General features: G+C 64.6%; 13 protein-coding genes and 1 pseudogene. 4 read left to right on the top strand and 10 right to left on the bottom strand.

Annotated features, from left to right (window positions below):
• Nucleotides 1-67 precede the first annotated feature (67 nt).
• The 10 genes from ACVILL_RS24170 to ACVILL_RS24125 all read right to left on the bottom strand — a co-directional run bounded on the left by ACVILL_RS24170 (nucleotide 68) and on the right by ACVILL_RS24125 (nucleotide 11,980).
• Nucleotides 68-556, bottom strand: a complete 489-nt coding sequence (locus ACVILL_RS24170) for a RidA family protein (RefSeq protein ID WP_456731319.1) — start codon at nucleotides 554-556, stop codon at nucleotides 68-70.
• Nucleotides 557-574: 18 nt separating this feature from the next.
• Nucleotides 575-982, bottom strand: a complete 408-nt coding sequence (locus tag ACVILL_RS24165) for a c-type cytochrome (protein WP_456731318.1) — start codon at nucleotides 980-982, stop codon at nucleotides 575-577.
• Nucleotides 982-2,574: an FAD-dependent oxidoreductase gene (locus ACVILL_RS24160; protein WP_456731317.1), complete on the bottom strand. Its 1,593-nt coding sequence runs from the start codon at nucleotides 2,572-2,574 to the stop codon at nucleotides 982-984. Before ACVILL_RS24160 ends, ACVILL_RS24165 begins: the two co-directional genes overlap by 1 nt.
• A gap of 124 nt (nucleotides 2,575-2,698) precedes the next feature.
• Nucleotides 2,699-3,451, bottom strand: a complete 753-nt coding sequence (gene cnbZ / locus ACVILL_RS24155) for a 2-amino-5-chloromuconate deaminase CnbZ (protein ID WP_456731316.1) — start codon at nucleotides 3,449-3,451, stop codon at nucleotides 2,699-2,701.
• Nucleotides 3,452-4,424: 973 nt separating this feature from the next.
• The gene (locus ACVILL_RS24150; RefSeq protein WP_456731315.1) at nucleotides 4,425-5,645 is read right to left on the bottom strand and encodes an ABC transporter substrate-binding protein; all 1,221 of its coding nucleotides are present in this window, start codon (nucleotides 5,643-5,645) and stop codon (nucleotides 4,425-4,427) included.
• 232 nt (nucleotides 5,646-5,877) lie between these two features.
• Entirely contained in the window at nucleotides 5,878-7,344 is a 1,467-nt protein-coding gene (locus tag ACVILL_RS24145; RefSeq protein WP_456734350.1) for an amidase family protein, read from the bottom strand.
• Nucleotides 7,341-8,132: a FadR/GntR family transcriptional regulator gene (locus ACVILL_RS24140; RefSeq protein ID WP_456731314.1), complete on the bottom strand. Its 792-nt coding sequence runs from the start codon at nucleotides 8,130-8,132 to the stop codon at nucleotides 7,341-7,343. The genes ACVILL_RS24145 and ACVILL_RS24140 overlap by 4 nt, the downstream gene beginning before the upstream one ends.
• 369 nt (nucleotides 8,133-8,501) lie before the next feature.
• On the bottom strand, nucleotides 8,502-9,428 hold the full coding sequence (locus ACVILL_RS24135; protein WP_456731313.1) for a hypothetical protein: 927 nt from the start codon (nucleotides 9,426-9,428) through the stop codon (nucleotides 8,502-8,504).
• A gap of 241 nt (nucleotides 9,429-9,669) precedes the next feature.
• Complete coding sequence (locus ACVILL_RS24130; RefSeq protein WP_456731312.1) at nucleotides 9,670-10,791, bottom strand: ABC transporter permease subunit; 1,122 nt, start codon at nucleotides 10,789-10,791, stop codon at nucleotides 9,670-9,672.
• 1 nt (nucleotide 10,792) lies between these two features.
• Nucleotides 10,793-11,980 (bottom strand): amino acid ABC transporter permease, encoded by a 1,188-nt coding sequence (locus ACVILL_RS24125; RefSeq protein WP_456731311.1) that lies wholly within the window; start codon nucleotides 11,978-11,980, stop codon nucleotides 10,793-10,795.
• 98 nt (nucleotides 11,981-12,078) lie between these two features.
• Between ACVILL_RS24125 and ACVILL_RS24120 the strand changes: the two genes are divergently transcribed.
• The 4 genes and pseudogenes from ACVILL_RS24120 (at nucleotide 12,079) to ACVILL_RS24105 (ending at nucleotide 16,138) form a co-directional block, all read left to right on the top strand.
• Nucleotides 12,079-12,954 carry a MurR/RpiR family transcriptional regulator gene (locus tag ACVILL_RS24120; protein ID WP_456731310.1) on the top strand — a complete coding sequence of 292 codons (876 nt, stop codon included), beginning with the start codon at nucleotides 12,079-12,081 and terminating at the stop codon, nucleotides 12,952-12,954.
• Between the two features lie 5 nt (nucleotides 12,955-12,959).
• Complete coding sequence (locus ACVILL_RS24115) at nucleotides 12,960-14,315, top strand: aspartate aminotransferase family protein (protein WP_456731309.1); 1,356 nt, start codon at nucleotides 12,960-12,962, stop codon at nucleotides 14,313-14,315.
• A 42-nt stretch (nucleotides 14,316-14,357) separates the two neighbouring features.
• On the top strand, nucleotides 14,358-15,368 hold the full coding sequence (locus ACVILL_RS24110) for an amino acid ABC transporter substrate-binding protein (RefSeq protein WP_456731308.1): 1,011 nt from the start codon (nucleotides 14,358-14,360) through the stop codon (nucleotides 15,366-15,368).
• A gap of 120 nt (nucleotides 15,369-15,488) precedes the next feature.
• A pseudogene (locus ACVILL_RS24105) lies at nucleotides 15,489-16,138 on the top strand (aspartate/glutamate racemase family protein).
• Nucleotides 16,139-16,292: the final 154 nt, after the last annotated feature.

The raw sequence follows: 16,292 nt of genomic DNA, 5'->3' as shown, positions 1-16,292 counted from the left end.
GCAAGACGGCGAGCCCTTCAATTTCCGCGCGCATGCTCCGCAGTTTCGCACACGCTACCAGGAGTCCTTATTTCGCGTCCTTGACCGCGATCACCTCGATCTCGACCAGGAAGCCCGGATTGGCGAGGGCCGCGACGCCGACCACCGAGCGCGCCGGCAGGTGCGGCTGGCTGCCGCCGAAGAACTGGGTGTAGCCCTCCATGAAAGCCTTGAAGTCCATCGGCGCGGACGTGGTGTGGACCAGGAACACCTGCATCTTGACGACGTCGCCCATGCCGAGCCCCTGGCCTTCCAGAATGGCCTTGATGCGGTTGAGCACGCCGACGGTCTGGGTCTTGGTGTCGCCATAGGCCTGCGGGCTCGACGGATCGACATCCTTGTTGGCGACGGGCGGCACCTGGCCGCTGACATAGACCGTCGTCGCGTTGCCGGTCACCGTCACGGCCTGTGCGATCGGGAATGTGGAATTGGGAATCGGATGCCTGACCACATCCGCACAGGCAGCGGTCGCAACCGCTGACAGCGCGGCGCCCAATGCGATACCGATGAACCTCATCAAACTCTCCAAATATTGCTAGCGGCGGGCGTCCTGGACATCCTTGGTCGTCACCGCGTCCTGATAGTTGTTGCCGAAGTGCGTCCGCAAATAATTCACAACGGCGGCGATCTGACCATCGGTCATCATGTCGCCGAAAGCCGGCATGCCGCGGCGGCCATTGATGACGAGGAAGATCGGATAGGTGCCGGCCTCCAGATTCTTGTTGCCGGCGAGCGATGGATAAGTGCCGGCGCCGCTCGCGCCTGTTGCATCCCCCATGTGGCAGCCCTGGCAGACATTGCCGAACAGTTCTTCGCCGGTCATCTCCACGAAACGATAGCCCGACGAGAAGGTGCGCTTGCCCGCCGGGCTGTCCTGCCCGAGGGCTGCGGTCGCCGACAGCAACGCCAGCGCGGCGGCGACAGATGTTCCGGTCCGCATCATCACGTCTTCACCACGCGTTCGTGCAATCGGGTAATGGCATCGAGCGCGGACAGGATTGCGCCCTCCTGCCAGGCCGGCAGTTGCGAGGCGTGCTCGCCCGCCAGCGCGATCCGGCCGTCGATCTGGCAGAGATTGCGGTAATGCTGCGCCCGTCCGGCCTCGGTCCATTCGCCGGCGCAGCCGAGCGTGAACGGCACGCGATGCCACGCTACCGCGACGCCATTCTCGAATTCGCTCTTGTATTGCGGATGGATCTTGGAGCCGAACTCGACCGCGCTGGCGACCCGCTCGGCCGGCGTCATCGCCGTGAACTCGAAGGAATTGGCGCCCTCATACAAATAGGCGCCGAGCAGGACGCCACGGCCACCGCGGTTGAAGCCATAGTTCGGATAGCCGATATTCCGGATCGGCAGGTCGGTGTAGCTGATGCCGCCATAGATCGCCTCATCCTCCTCCCAGAACCGCCGCCTGAATTGCAGTCCGACCTTCACCGAGGCGGCATAGGGCAAGGAATCGATCGCACTCTTCATCGGCGCACCGACATCGAGCGGGAGCTGGCTCAGGATCGGCAGCGGGATGGTGCAGATGCACCAGTCGGCGGTCGCCTGCTGCACCGCGGACGAATTGGCCGTATCGACATAGCTCACGGTGACGCCGGAGCTGCTCTGCTGGATCTGCGTCACCTTGGAATTGTAGCGGATGAGATCGCCGACTTCGCGCACGAACGCCTTGCCGATCATGTCCATGCCGCCGACCGGCTGGAACATGGTGGTCTGGAAATCGTAATGCGCAAAGCTCTGGACGTAGCGCCACATTCGCGACCGCAAGAGCTCTTGCAGCGAGATCGGGTCGCTCGGCAGCGGATCGGGCATCAGGCCGCCGCCGGGATCGCGCGCATAGCCGCGGACATCGGCTGAGCGGAGGTTGGCATTGTACTTGTAGTCGCGATCCAGCGCGCCCCAATCGCGCAACGCCTGCAACAGGATCTCCTGATCCTCCTTGCTGACGGTCTCGTCGAGCTTGCCCTGCTGGGTGACCTTCGCGAGCAGCTCCGATACCTGGCCCTGGAAGTCCGCCTTGATGCTGCGAAAGCGCTGCGGCTTGCCCTCGAATGCACGCGTCGCGTGCAGATAGGCATTGTGGTTGAGCTGAATGAAGGGTTCCAGCGTCACATTGAGCCGGCGGCAGTAATCGAGCAGCGCGCGGTGATGATAGGGAATCCGCCACGGGCCGGGATTGAGATAGAGCCCCTGCTCGAACTCGCAGGTCTGCTTGAAGCCACCGAGCTCCGTAAAGCTGTCGCCGCCGCGGATCGACCAGTTGCGGCCGCCGGCGCGGCTGTTGAATTCGAGGATCTGAACCTTGTAGCCGGCCTTGCGCAGCTCCAGCGCCGCCGTCATGCCGGCAAGCCCCGCGCCGAGGATCAGCACAGAAGTGCCCTTCACGTCGCCCGCGAGCTTGAGCGGCCCGTTGTAGGCGGACTCGGACGCGAAGCCGAGGCTCGTCATCGCGTGATACATCGCCGAACTGCCGGCGATGGTCCCGATCAGTGCCAGCAGATCCCGCCGCCTGATCACAGATTCGTTCTGCACCCGCGTTCACCCAGCCACTGAATTCGATGGCGAAGGGAAACGGTTGACGCGATCCGTGTCAAGAAAGGGCACACGCTTCCACATGCACCCACACGCGCTTTTGATGCGTGACGCGACCGATACATCACACCACACGCTCGCGATGCACGCGCCGGCAATCCATCTCGAAATCGAGCCCGACCACCGGCGGCCGGTCGAAATGCCAGGTCAAGCCGTTGCGAAGCACGCCGCGGCGGCCGAGCGCGCTTTCGAGCACCGGATAGGCATCGTGCACGGTATAGAGCTGCACCGCGGTGGTGTCCTGCCAGGAGCTGTCGAACGCGCTCATCCGGCGTTCCATTTCACCGAGCACAAACTTCGCCTTCGCCAGGATACCGGCGGGGCTGGTATCGCCGGGCGCAACCGTGTGATCGCGGTAGTTGGCCTTACCCTCGACCGACTCACCGCTGCCGGCCACGACGAAGCTGCGAGGCGCGTCCTTTGCGGCCGGCAACGTGTAGCAGAAGGCGTGGAAGCTGGGCTCTCCGGGCGGATCGAGCTTCGGACAGACATTGCTGCGCGCCACCGGATTGACGCCGTCGCGCATCACGCCCCAGGCGATCAGCGTCTCGATATAGATCTCGTTGAAGGCCCTGAATCCGTCCTCGGTGAACGGCGCAGGCGAGCGCAGTTCGCAGGCGGCGAATGCCGTCAGCGGGCGCCCGACGGCCTCGAGGATCTTTGCAATTCGCTCGAAGCCGGCTTTCAGCGGCACAGGCTCAAGGAACCTGACGCGCTCGATGGCAAAGCCGGGTAGCGCGCCGACGCCACAGGAATATTGGCTGACGCCGGGCATGAAGCGGTAGCCGCCGTCGGAAGCCTCGATGGTGCTGGTCATGGCGCCTCTTGATAGATGCGGTCACGACGACGTCGTTCCGCGATGCAGGATACACTCGAACGACTCGATTTCATCACAGCCGTCGTCCTGGCGAAAGCAGGGACCCATACGCCGCGGCGGGTGTTGCAGGCGGGACTCGTCATTCCAACATTGCGTAACAATTTGCATTTGGGGTTATGGGTCCCGGCCTTCGCCGGGACGACAGCGTGTTTGTTGCGCTGTCTGTGAGTCACATATCCGCGTTCTCGCGGCATGAATTGCCCGAGCTTTGCTCTTGGTTCCGCCCTCTCACTTCACAGAGGGCGCAGGGAAAGCCGGGTGCCGATCGCACCCATGGGCCCCGAGCAATGGGTAGAAAGCTCGGGGGTAGGACCACAGGTGTAACCGGAGCAATCCGGCTTTCCCTGCACGATGGGCTACGGCTTATACGTGCTCTCCCCGGCGAGACTGGGCTTTGTTGTCACCGCCTTCGCAAGAACGCCTAAGCGTTCTGCGAGAGGACACCTGCCACTAGGGCGTCAGGCCTGCACGACTTCGCCGTCCGCTTCATGCGCACTCGTCAGCTGCGCAATCGGCGTCCACCGCATCTCGACCCGCGTTCGTGACGACCGCGAAGCGCCCCTCGATCGGGCGAGACTTCGGATTTATAGCATTGAACCATACTTCGGATAAAGCGAAATATTTTTGTCGCGGGGGCTTGCGCCGTCGGGCAACTCAGTGGCACGCGCGCGTGAGGGAGCCACCGGCGGAAGGGCTCCCTCTCCCCTTGCGGGAGAGGTTAGGGAGAGGGGCCCACACGGCGTGCCCTCTCCAGCCAGGCGAGCACGCACCGCACATAGCCGAGTTTGCTCGCGCGAACTTCACGCCAATCATCTCGCCCGGGTCACCCCTCTCCCCACCCTCTCCCGCAAGGGGAGAGGGAGCCTGAGAGGTGTGCTCACCTCACACGTTCCGAAACATCGCGCCTCGCGCGCTAGTGCGCTTTGCCGACGTAGGGGCAGCCGCCTTCATCGAGCGGACGGAAGGCCTGGTCGCCAGGGACCGTCGCGAGATATTCGTAGACGTCCCATTTGCTCTTGGACTCTTCCGGCTTCTTGATGCGCATCAGGTACATGTCATGCACCATCCGGCCGTCCTCGCGCACGACGCCGTTTTGGGCAAAGAAATCATTGACCGGGGTCTTGCGCATCTGCGCGATCACGGTCTCCGAGTCCACCGAATTGGTCGCGGCGACCGCCTTGAAGTAGTGCCGCAGCGCCGAGTTGACGCCGGCCTGGTAGGCCGTCGGCATCGCGCCATGCCGCTTGAAGAACTCCTGGGCGAAGACGCGGGTCTCGGGCGTGCGATCCCAATAAAAGGAATCGGTGAACAGCAGATCGTGCGCATGCGCGAGGCCCAGTGCAGGCACGTCGGTGAGCGTCACCTGCAGCGCGACCACCTGCATGCTGGCGCGGATGTTGAACTCGTCGGCCTGCGACACCGCGTTGCGGAAGTCGGAGCCGGCATTGGCGAGCGCCAGGATCTTGGCGCCGGAGGACTGGGCCTGCAGCAGGAAGGACGAGAAATCGGCGGTGTCGAACGGATGGCGGACCGCGCCCAGCACCTTGCCGCCGGCCGATGTCACGGCCTTGCTCGCGTCGCGCTCCAGCGCCTGGCCGAACGCATAATCCGCGGTGAGGAAGAACCAGGGCGTGCCGCCGCGCGCAACCACGGCCTTCGCCGTCGCGTTCGAGGAGGCGTAGGTGTCATAGGTCCACTGCACGCTGGTCGGCGAGCATTGCTTGCCGGTGAGATCGGACGAACCGGAGCCCGAGATCAGGAACAGCTTCTTGCGTTCGCGCGTCACGGTCTGGATCGCGAGCGCCACCGCGGAATTGACGCCTTCGGCGACCACGTCGACACCCTTGTTGTCGATCCAGTTGCGGACGATGCCGGTCGCCACGTCAGGCTTGTTCTGGTGATCGGCCGAAACGATCTCGATCTTGCGTCCCGCGACCGTGCCCCCGATTTCCTCCGCGGCCATTTGGGCCGCGATCACCGATCCCGGGCCGTTGCCGTCCGAATATTGCCCGCTCATGTCGGTGATGATGCCGACGCGCAGGACGCCATCCTCCGCTCGGACAGCACCGGCAGTGAATGAAAGACACACGGCGGCAATTGCGATCAGGACATGCGAGCGTTTCGTGATGGACATTTCGTTCCCAGAGTTCGGATGGTTCGGACGATCTCCTGAAGGAATTGGAGATCACCGACAACCCCGTTCGCCAGCATGGCGCTCTGCGATTCCCTTCAGAAATTCCGGGAGAAGGAACATGACCGAGGCACCGGCACGATCGCGGCGCCGCTCATGCAAACGCCGCGACAATTTCGTCGCGGCGTTCCCAGGATCATACGATTGGATAATGCGCAGTGGCGTCGAGGTCGCCTCAGCCTCGCTCCCACAATTGCCGTGTCAAAACGCCGGCCTTGCGCTCGATCGCCTCGGCGGCGTCGAGACACAGGTCCTCGCGATACCGCGAGCCGACGATCTGGACACCGACCGGCAAGCCTTCATGCAGCCCGACCGGCACCACCGCCGCCGGCAGTCCCAGCACGTTCATCGACGAAATGAAGCGCAGGTCATTCCAGAACAGATCCTTGACGCGCTGATTGCCGCCGAGATCGGCATTGACCTCCGGCGTCCTGCGCACGGTGGTCGGCATCAGCACCAGTGGGTGCTGCTCAAGGAAGCTCATCCAGTTCCTGATGTGGCGCGAGCGCTCGGCGATCGCCTTCATGTAGCCGGCCTGGTCGAGCTGATTGGCGAGCGCGATGAAGCCGTGGAACGTCTTCCGGAAGTCGGCGCTGGAGTTCGCCAGCATTTGGTCCTGCAGCAGCACGCGGGTCTCGGTCATGATCAGGTCGCACCAGAGCTGCCAGACCTTGTTGAGGTCGGGGACCTCGACCTCGCTGACCGCGTAGCCGGCATCGGCCAGATGATCGGCCGCCTTGCGCTGAAGCGCGATCACGCCGCGATCGGTCGCCATGTCCTCCGGGATCTTTGCCAGCGCGACCTTGACCGGCGCCACGGGCTTCGGCCCCGTCAGCGGCGCCGGCACATACCAGGGATCGCGCGGGTCGCGCTGCGCCATCACCTCGAGGCCGAGACGGACGTCTGCGACGTGGCGCGCCAAGGGTCCCTGCGACGACATGAACTGCGCCATCAGCGGCCGCTCCGCGGTGGCGCTGGGATTGAACGCGGGAATGCGGCCCTGGGTCGGCTTGATGGTGGCAATGCCGTTGCAATGCGCCGGCCAGCGCAGCGAGCCGCCGATGTCGTTGCCATGCGCGATGGTGCCGATGCCGGCTGCGACCGACGCGCCGGCGCCGCCCGAGGAGCCGCCGCAGGTCACGTCGGCGTTCCAGGGATTGCGCGTCAGGCCGTGCAGCGGGTTGTCGGTGAAGCCGCGCAGCGAGAATTCCGGCGTGTTGGTCAGGCCGATGATGACGGCGCCGGCCTTCTTGAGATTGGCCGTCACCGGCGAGTCGCCCGGCGCGATATTGTCCTTGAACGCGACGACGCCGTTCGAATTGGCCTGGCCCTCGACGTCGATGTTGATCTTGATCGTGACCGGCACGCCGTGCAGCGGCCCGACAGCGCCGCCTCCGCGCTTGCTTTGAGCCAGCGCCTCGTCCGCGGCCTTGGCGGCCTTCATCGCGGCGTCGCCGAGGTCGACGACCACGGCGTTGAGCGCCGGGTTGGCGTCATGCATGCGGTCGAGATGGGCGCGAACCACCTGCTCCGACGTCACTTCGCTATTCCTGATCGCCTTTGCCGTATCCACGGCCGACCATTGCCAGATCGGTGCATTCGTCACGTTATTTCCTCCACTTGTTTTTGCTGCTTGGTTCAGTCGAGCCGCAACGGCTCGCTAAAGACGGGCTGATCCACGCGGTCCTCTGGGGGAACGACCACCGCTTCGGCGCTGAGCACATGATCGAGCATCACGCGCCGGGCCCGCGCGGCATTGCCGGAGCGGAACGCGCTCATCAGACGCTTGTGAAACTCGATGTTCTCGCAGGTGAATTCAGACGCAAACCGCTGCACGCCCTGCTCGCTGATCAGATGACGGATCGCCTCGTTGACGAAGCGGGCGACCAGGCCGAGCAGCCGATTGGGACAGGCCTCGATCAGGATGTCGTGGAAATCGATCTCCGCGTGGCGGTGATGCTCCCAATCCGCGGTGCCGCCGGGATGGTGCTCCTGGACCGCGATCGCCTTGCCGAGCGCCGCGAAATGCTCCGGCGTGAGGTGGCCGATCACGCTGAAGGCGAGCTCCGGCTCGATCAACCGGCGGATCTGGTAGATCTGCGCGATCGAGACCGACTGGAAATAGAAGTAGTTGCTGAGCAGCCCGACGATCCGGTTGATCGACACCGGCGCCACCCGCGCGCCGCCGCCGGGCCCAGTGGTGTTCTGCACCAGCCCCTGCACTTCCAGTGACTTGAGCGCCTCGCGGATGGTCGAGCGGCTGCAGCCGAACATTGCGATCAGCTCACCCTCCTGCGGCAGCCGGTCGTTGGGCTGCAACCCGGCCTGGAAGATATGGCTGCGGATCAGGTCGGCGACGGCGTCCGAGCGCTTGCGCTTGATCGAGGCGCGCCGAGAGGGGTCGAGGGACGCTAAAACCGATTTATCCATTTTATAATCATAAATAGGTCTGAAACGGCTTGGCAAGGGGCCTTGCTCGGCTTCCCCTCTCCTTGTCATGCCCAAGCTCGGCCCGAGCATCCGCGTCTTGGCGACCGCATCGGGAAAAGACGCGGATGGCCGGGATATACGGAAGCGACGTCGTCGTTCGGACGGCTATGCCGGCCATGACGGATACGGAACAGCACGCCAACGCTCTGATGTCTTGTGCGATCGCCCTGCAAACTCTGGGCGTGTCGAATCAGCGCGTGCTTCTCCCGGCAGGACAGCCCGAGTACGCGCGACACCGCCTGCAATCCGCCGCGCACGACTTCGGTGAGATAGGCGCCGGCATGGTTGCGGCAGGCGAGCGATGGGCCGCTATTGTGAAAACGCCCAGTACAGGTGCGTCTCGTCTTCCGACAACAGTCTCACATGGTTGATAAAGTCCCAGACCATTTCTCCGAAGGCACTGCCGCCGCCCTGGCTTGACTTGGCGGATACCATATCGAGCTCGTGCCAGCCCCTGTACATTTCCTCGTCGATGCTTTCCAAGCGGTCCTTCATGGCCTGAGCATTGAAAGCGCGACAAGAGTCGGTGAACAGGCTTCTGACCGGATGGATTTGCCACATGCCGCGATGGCGCTCTTCGCTGCCCTGCTGCCCGTAGACACCCGACTCTCCACTGAACGGAAACGCGCCGCGCGTCGCCTTGATCATCTCGCGGCGCTTGGCGTTGCCTTCCTTGATGTCGACATACACCGATATGACCATATCGTTGTAGTACCAGAGGTCCAGGCACGCCGGATATCCAGCGTTCAGGATCACTTGCACTAGCTTCTTGATGCGCTGCCCCTTGTAGCCCTTCATGCCCTGCGCAAGCGCAAGGAGGCGCATCAGAAACGTCTTCGCATCGTTTGGAGTCCAGACGCAGATATCCTCGGCCTCGAAATCGATCGGATCATGATCGACGGGTGGGATGTAGATGATTCCGGGATTGGCCGAATTGCTGAACATCCAGTTGTTGCCGCTGGGGCTAACCTTGACACATCCCACATAGCGGCTGAGGTACCAGTTCACCACATCGGGGTCGTCGGTCATGAAGTTGAAATAGATCAGTTCCTTGACTCCGACACCGAACTTCTCAGCGACGGTGTACCAGTCTTCCTGAGGCCGGGTATCTCCCGGTCGGACAGGGCCGTGCGGCCGGTAGGGAATGCCGCCTTGCATTAATCCCCAATTGCGTGGGACGGGCATGCCCTTTGGTGGTCGTTCGATAGGATGAGGCGAGCGTTTCGGGGGTGCCATGGCATCAGCCTCCTCACATGCAGCGTGATCGCATCACATGAGTGCAAGTTGCCGCTGCCGGGGTTCACGCACTCACGGAGATGTTTTCCGCTTTCGCAAGCTTGTCCAAATGGGGCATATCAGGTTCTGCGCAAAGCGGATCGATCCATCCCGGCAGGCTCCAAAAGGCGTCCTATGCGAACGATGCGACCCAGATAAACGCATAGAGGCCGAGGCTTCTCTCTCGAACGTGGTCACGGCCTCAGCCGTGCCCGCGCTGTGCCTCGAGACTGCGGCTGTAGCGCGACATCGCAAAGCAGAACATGAAGTAGATGACGCCGACGAAGACGTAGACCTCGACACTGAAGGACTGCCAGGCCGGATCGACGATCGCGGTCTTGGCCGTGGTCAAGAGATCGAAGATGCCAATGATCAGGACCAGGCTGGTGTCCTTGAAGAACGCGATGAAGGTGTTGACCAGCGGCGGGATGACGTGGCGGATCGCCTGCGGCAGCACGATCAGCGCGTGCTTCTCCCAATAGGACAGGCCGAGCGCATCGGCCGCTTCATACTGTCCGCGCGGCACCGCCTGCAAGCCGCCGCGCACGACTTCCGCAAGGTAGGCGCCGGCATAGAAGATGAAAGCGATCTGCGCGCGCAGCAGTTTGTCGATGTTGACGCCGTCGGGCATGAACAGCGGGAACATCACGCTCGCCATGAACAACAGGCTGATCAGCGGTACGCCGCGGATCAATTCGACATAGAGCACGCAGAGCGAACGGATCGCCGGCAGCTTCGAGCGACGGCCGAGCGCGACCAGAATGCCGAGCGGGAAGCCGAACGCCAATCCGAAGGTCGCGAGGATCAGCGTCACCGGCAACCCGCCCCAGCGATCCTGCGTGACAAAGGACAGGCCGAGGAAGCCGCCCCACATCAGGCACCCGATCACGATCAGGGCCGCGGCCCACAACAGGAACAGCTCCTTGCGCCAGAAGCTGCGGCGGCTCGAGACCGCGAACAGCGCGATGAAGATCAGGACCACGAGCGCCGGCCGCCACTGCTCGTCGAACGGATAGGTGCCGAACAGGATGAAGCGGTACTTCTCGGGGACAACTGCCCAGCAGGCGCCGATGCCGCGCAGCGCGCGGCAGGCGCTGCTGTCGTTGCCGGAGACGATCCAGACCGCATTCGCGATCCCCCATTGCCAGAACGCGAAGCACGCCTTGCCGAGCAGGAACAGCAGCAGCAGGGTCATGATGCTGGACGGGATCGAGGCGAACAGGTTGGCACGCAGCCACGCCGTGAAATGGCCGCCGAGCGCCCGCGGTGCGGGGCGCGGGCCGATCGGGAGCGGATCCTGCGGAAGGTGTGCCACCGAGCTCATGTCAGCGCTCCACCAGCGCGATCCGCGCATTGTACCAGTTCATGAACAGGCTGATGCCGAGGCTGATGGTGAGGAACACCATCATGATCAGCGCGATCGACTCGATCGCCTGCCCGGTCTGGTTCAGCGTGGTGTTCGCGATCGAGACGATGTCCTGGTAGCCGACCGCGACCGCGAGCGAGGAATTCTTGGTCAGGTTCAGATACTGGCTGGTCATCGGCGGGATGATGACGCGCAGCGCCTGCGGCAGCACGATGTGCTGCAACACGAAGCCGCGCTTCAGCCCGAGCGCCTTGGCGGCCTCCGACTGGCCGCGGGGCACCGCCTGGATGCCGCTGCGCACGATCTCGGCGATGAAGGCCGAGGTGTAGGTGACGAGCGCGATCAGGAGCGCGAAATATTCCGGCGCCAGAGTCAGCCCACCGACGAAGTTGAAACCGCGCAGTTCCGGCAGCGCAATGCTCCAGCTCGCACCCAGAAGCCATGACACCAGCGCAGGCAGTGCGACGACGAGGCTGAGCGCGTACGGCCAGGCCGGCCGCGCCCGGCCATCGACCATCTGCTGCGCGATCAGGCGGCGCCGGACGAAGCGGAAGGCGACCAGGCCAGCCACCAGTGCGAGGATGGTCCACCAATTGGACGCGCTGAGCGGGACCGACGGCAGGATCAGGCCGCGATTGGAGAGATAGACGCCCTCGACCGGCTTCCACGCCTGGCGCGCCGCCGGCAGCCCCTGCATCAGCACGTACCAGAACAGCAGCTGCAAAAGCAGCGGCAGGTCGCGCAACACCTCGACATAGACCGCGGCGAGCCGCGCCAGCAACCAGTTCGACGACAGCCGCGCGATGCCGACCAGTGTGCCGATCACGGTCGCCAGCACGATGCCGATCACGGCGACGCGCAGCGTGTTGACGATGCCGACGATGAAGGCGCGCAGATAGGTGTCCCTTGGCGTGTAGTCGATCCACGAGTCGGCGATCGGCATGCCGGCCTCGCGACCGAGGAAGGCAAAGCCGGTCGAGATCCGCCGCACCGAGAGATTATGCAGCGCGTTCGACCACAGGAAGGCGACGATGGCGACCGCGATGCCGACCACCAGGACCTGCCAGAACAGGCCGGCGACGCGGGGATCGCTGAGCGAAAGCCGCCAGGGTCGGGCGGGAGGGCGTTTCGGCGTCGATGTCGTCACAGCACAAGGATCCTTGTGAGGATTGCATCGGAACGGGAAGCTCCAGACTGCGCACTTCATATGTTGCACCAAATTAAGATTCATGCAACATATGTTTCATGGCCCAGGCCCAGCCGAAACCATCGCCCCTCAACGAATTGTGCAGCGCGCTGCCGTCGCTGCCGATGCGGTTGCAGGAGGTCGGCCGGTTCGTCGCTGCCAATGATTACGACGCCACCACCCGCTCGATGCGCGAGCTTGCCTCCGTCGCCGGCGCCGATCCTGCCTCGTTTACGCGTCTGGCAAAAGCGCTCGGCTATTCCGGCTGGGACGAGTTGCGCGCCGCACTGACCGAAGCGCGCAGGCCCGCGCAGGGTTCCCCCTTCTCCGGCCGCGCCAGGAGCCGCCGCGCCGGGCCGAATGCCGATGTCAAACTGGTGCATGACAAGCTCGAGGCTGAAGCGGCGGGGCTCGCGCGGATTTCCGCCAACGCGATTGCAGATGCCGCGCGTGCGCTGCACACGGCGAACCGGATCTGGATCACGGGCTTTCGCAGCTGCCGCAGCGTTGCGGAACTGCTGACCTATCAGCTCCGCTTGTTCCGCCCCGACGCGGTGCAGCTGGTCGGCGGTTCCGGCCCGTTCGATCTCGACCATGGCGCCTTCCGCGCCGACGACGCCGTGGTCGTGATCGGCTTTGCACCCTACACCCTGGTCAGCGTCGAGACGGCGCGTGCGGCGCATCAGGCGCGCGCCACGCTGATCGCGATTGCCGACACGATCGCAGCGCCGATGGCCGAGGGCGCCGATCATCTGCTGCTGTTCGAGGCCGCCTCCTCGCCCGGCTTCTTCCCGAGCCTCACCGGCGCGATCGCAGTCGCGCAGTCGCTGGCCGCCGTCGCCTTCACGCTGGGCGGCGCAGGGGCAAAACGCAAGCTGGAGGAGACCGAGGCCAGGCTTGCCAAGATGTCGCAATACACTGTCGAGAAAGGATGACCGTCATGGCCGCCAGCAAGAGCCGCGTGATGCATCGCAGCCTGCGCGAGACCCCGCCGAAGGCGATTGGCGGCGAAGGCGTCTGGTTGATCGGAGAGGATGGCCACCGCATTCTGGATTCCTCCGGCGGCGCCGCCGTGTCCTGCCTCGGCCATCAGCACCCGCGGATCCTGGCCGCGATCGCCAAGCAGGCCTCAAAGCTTGCTTACGCTCACACCAGCTTCTTCTCGTCGGAGCCCGCGGAAGAGCTCGCCGAGCGGCTGGTCGGCCACGAGCCCGGCGGCCTCGGTTACGTCTATTTCGTCAGCGGCGGGTCGGAGGCGATCGAGGCCTCGATCAAGCTGGCGCGGCAATATTTCATCGAACGCGGCGAGCCGAAGCGCGCGCGCTTCATCGCGCGCCGGCAGAGCTATCACGGCAACACGCTCGGCGCGCTGTCGGCCGGCGGCAATGCCTGGCGCCGCGAGCCCTACGCGCCGCTGCTGTCGCCATCGTTCAGCCACGTCACGCCGGCCTTCGCCTATCACGAGAAGCGCGACGATGAATCGGAGGCGGCATTCGTGGCGCGGCTCGCCGCCGAGCTCGACGCCGAATTTCAGCGGCTCGGCCCCGATACGGTCGCGGCCTTCATTGCCGAGCCCGTGGTCGGCGCCACCGCCGGCTGCGTGCCGGCGCCGGAGGGCTACTTCAAGGCGGTGCGCGAGATCTGCAATCGTCACGGCGCGCTGCTCATCCTCGACGAGGTGATGTGCGGCATGGGTCGCACCGGCACGCTGCATGCGTGGGAGCAGGAAGGCATCTCGCCCGACATCCAGGCGATCGCCAAAGGTCTCGGCGGCGGCTATCAGCCGATCGGCGCGATGCTCGCCAGCGGCACCATCGTCGACGCCGTGCGCAACGGCTCCGGCGCGTTCCAGCACGGCCACACGTATCTCGGGCATCCGCTCGCCTGCGCCGCGGCGCTCGAGGTGCAGAAAACGATCGCTGAGGAGAAGCTGCTCGACCAGGTCAAGGAGCGCGGACGCCAGCTCGAGCAGCGGCTGATTGAACGCTTCGGCAATCACCGCCATGTCGGCGACATCAGGGGCCGCGGCCTGTTCTGGGGCATCGAGCTGGTCGCCGACCGCGGCACGCGGCAGGCATTCGATCCGAAGCTGAAGCTGCATCAGCGGATCAAGTCCGCGGCGTTTGCCGGCGGGCTCGGCTGCTATCCGTCGGGCGGCACCGCCGACGGCCAGCGCGGCGATCACGTGCTGCTCGCCCCGCCCTATATCGCAACTTCCGGCGACATCGACATGATCGTCGAAAGGCTCGGCGCTGCGGTAGACAGCGCGTTGAAGGACATTGGTCACGGAGCATGATCCGGAGAGGATGATGCTGAAACAAGAAGGGAGGAGGACAAAATGAGGAAGGTATTGATCGGGGCGAGCCTGCTGGTCGCAGGGCTCTCGACCGCAAGCGCGGCGACGCTCGACACCGTCAAGCAGCGCGGCACGCTGGTGTGCGGCGTCTCGACCGGCTTTGCCGGCTTCTCGGCGCCGGACTCGCAGGGCAATTTCAAGGGCCTCGATGTCGACTATTGCCGCGCGCTCGCCGCCGGCATCCTCGGCGATCCCGCCAAGGTGCGCTACGTCGCGCTGACCGCCCAGAACCGCTTCACCGCGCTGCAGTCCGGCGAGATCGACGTGCTCTACCGCAACTCGACGCAGACCTATCTGCGCGGCACCACGCTCGGCCTGCGCCAGGGCCCGGTCAATTTCTACGACGGCCAGGGTTTCGTGGTGAAGAAGGACCTCGGCGTGAAGGAGCTGAAGGATCTCAAGGGCGCGACCGTCTGCGTCGCCCAGGGCACCACGCATGAGGTGACGCTGGGCGATTACGGCCGCGCCAACGGCATCGACTGGAAGCCTTTGGTGTTCGATCGCCCCGACACCATGTACCAGACCTTCTTCGGCGGCCGCTGCGATGCCATGACCCAGGACGCCTCGGCGCTCGCCGGCGCGGTCGCGACCGCAGCACCGAAGGCCGACGACTATGTCGTGCTGCCGCAGACCATCAGCAAGGAGCCGCTCGGCCCGTTCACCCGCAATGGCGACGAGGTCTGGAGCGACATCATCACCTGGCTGCACTACGGGTTGGTCGAAGCCGAAGAGCTCGGCGTCACGCAGGCCAATGTCGACGAGATGACGAAGTCGCAGGTCCCGGCGATCCAGCGCCTGCTCGGCGCATCCGGCGATCTCGGCTCGCGGCTCGGCCTCGACAACAAATGGCTGGTCGGGGCGATCAAGGCCGGCGGCAATTACGGCGAGATCTTCGAGCGCAATGTCGGCAAGGCAAGCCCCTTGAAGCTCGAGCGCGGCCTCAACGCCACCTGGAGCAAGGGCGGCCTGATGTACGCGATCCCGTTCAAGTAAGCGAAGTCACGTGGCCCCTGCGCCTGTCTCGCCGAAGCCTTGGCGAAGGCGGATGCGGGGAGAGCCTTTCACCCAACCTCTCCCCGCGAACAGCGGGGAGAGAGAGAAGAAACAGCGATCATGCGCATCACGCTCATTCATGCCCTGAAGCACTCGATCGTGCCGATCGAGACCTCGTTCGCACGTCATTGGCCGGAGGCGCGGCTGATGAATTTGCTCGACGATTCTCTCTCGGCCGACCTCGCGCGCGACGGCAAGCTCACGGAGCGCATGACCGAGCGCTTCCTCACCATGGGCCGCTATGCCGCAAGCACCGGTGCCAACGGCATTCTGTTCACCTGCTCGGCGTTCGGGCCCTGCATCGAGGCGGTGGCGCCCGCGAGCACGCGCCGATGCCGGTCCTGAAGCCGAACGAGGCGATGATCGAGCAGGCGGTTGCGCGGGGAAAACGGATCGGTCTGCTCTCGACCTTCCCGCCGACGCTGGTGTCGATGCCGCCGGAATTTCCGTCGTCCGTGACGCTGGTGGCCAAACTCGCCGAGGGCGCGCTGGCGGCACTCGATCGCGGCGATCGCGCCGAGCACGACCGCATCGTGATCGAAGCGGCGAAGGATTTGCGCGACTGCGATCTGATCGCGCTCGCCCAGTACAGCATGGCGCCCGCGGCAGAACGCGTCGCTGAAGCCACCGGCCGCGAGGTGTTGACGACGCCCGACAGCGCGGTGCTGAAGCTGAAGGCGATGCTCGGGATCAAAAAAGCACAACCATAAACGCCGAGTCCCCGACGGCTTTTGCCCGTAGCCGACAAACGAGTCTGTCGATAGTGTGCCGCGCGGCCTCGGCGGAGGCTCATGTGATGTCATCTTCCGCGCGTCACACAATCTTCCCAGGCTGAGGCGGCCAACTTTCGGCTGAGATGAGGGC

The sequence above is a fragment of the Bradyrhizobium sp. USDA 3364 genome, assembly GCF_054056355.1.
This window is presented reverse-complemented; position numbering and strand designations above follow the sequence as displayed.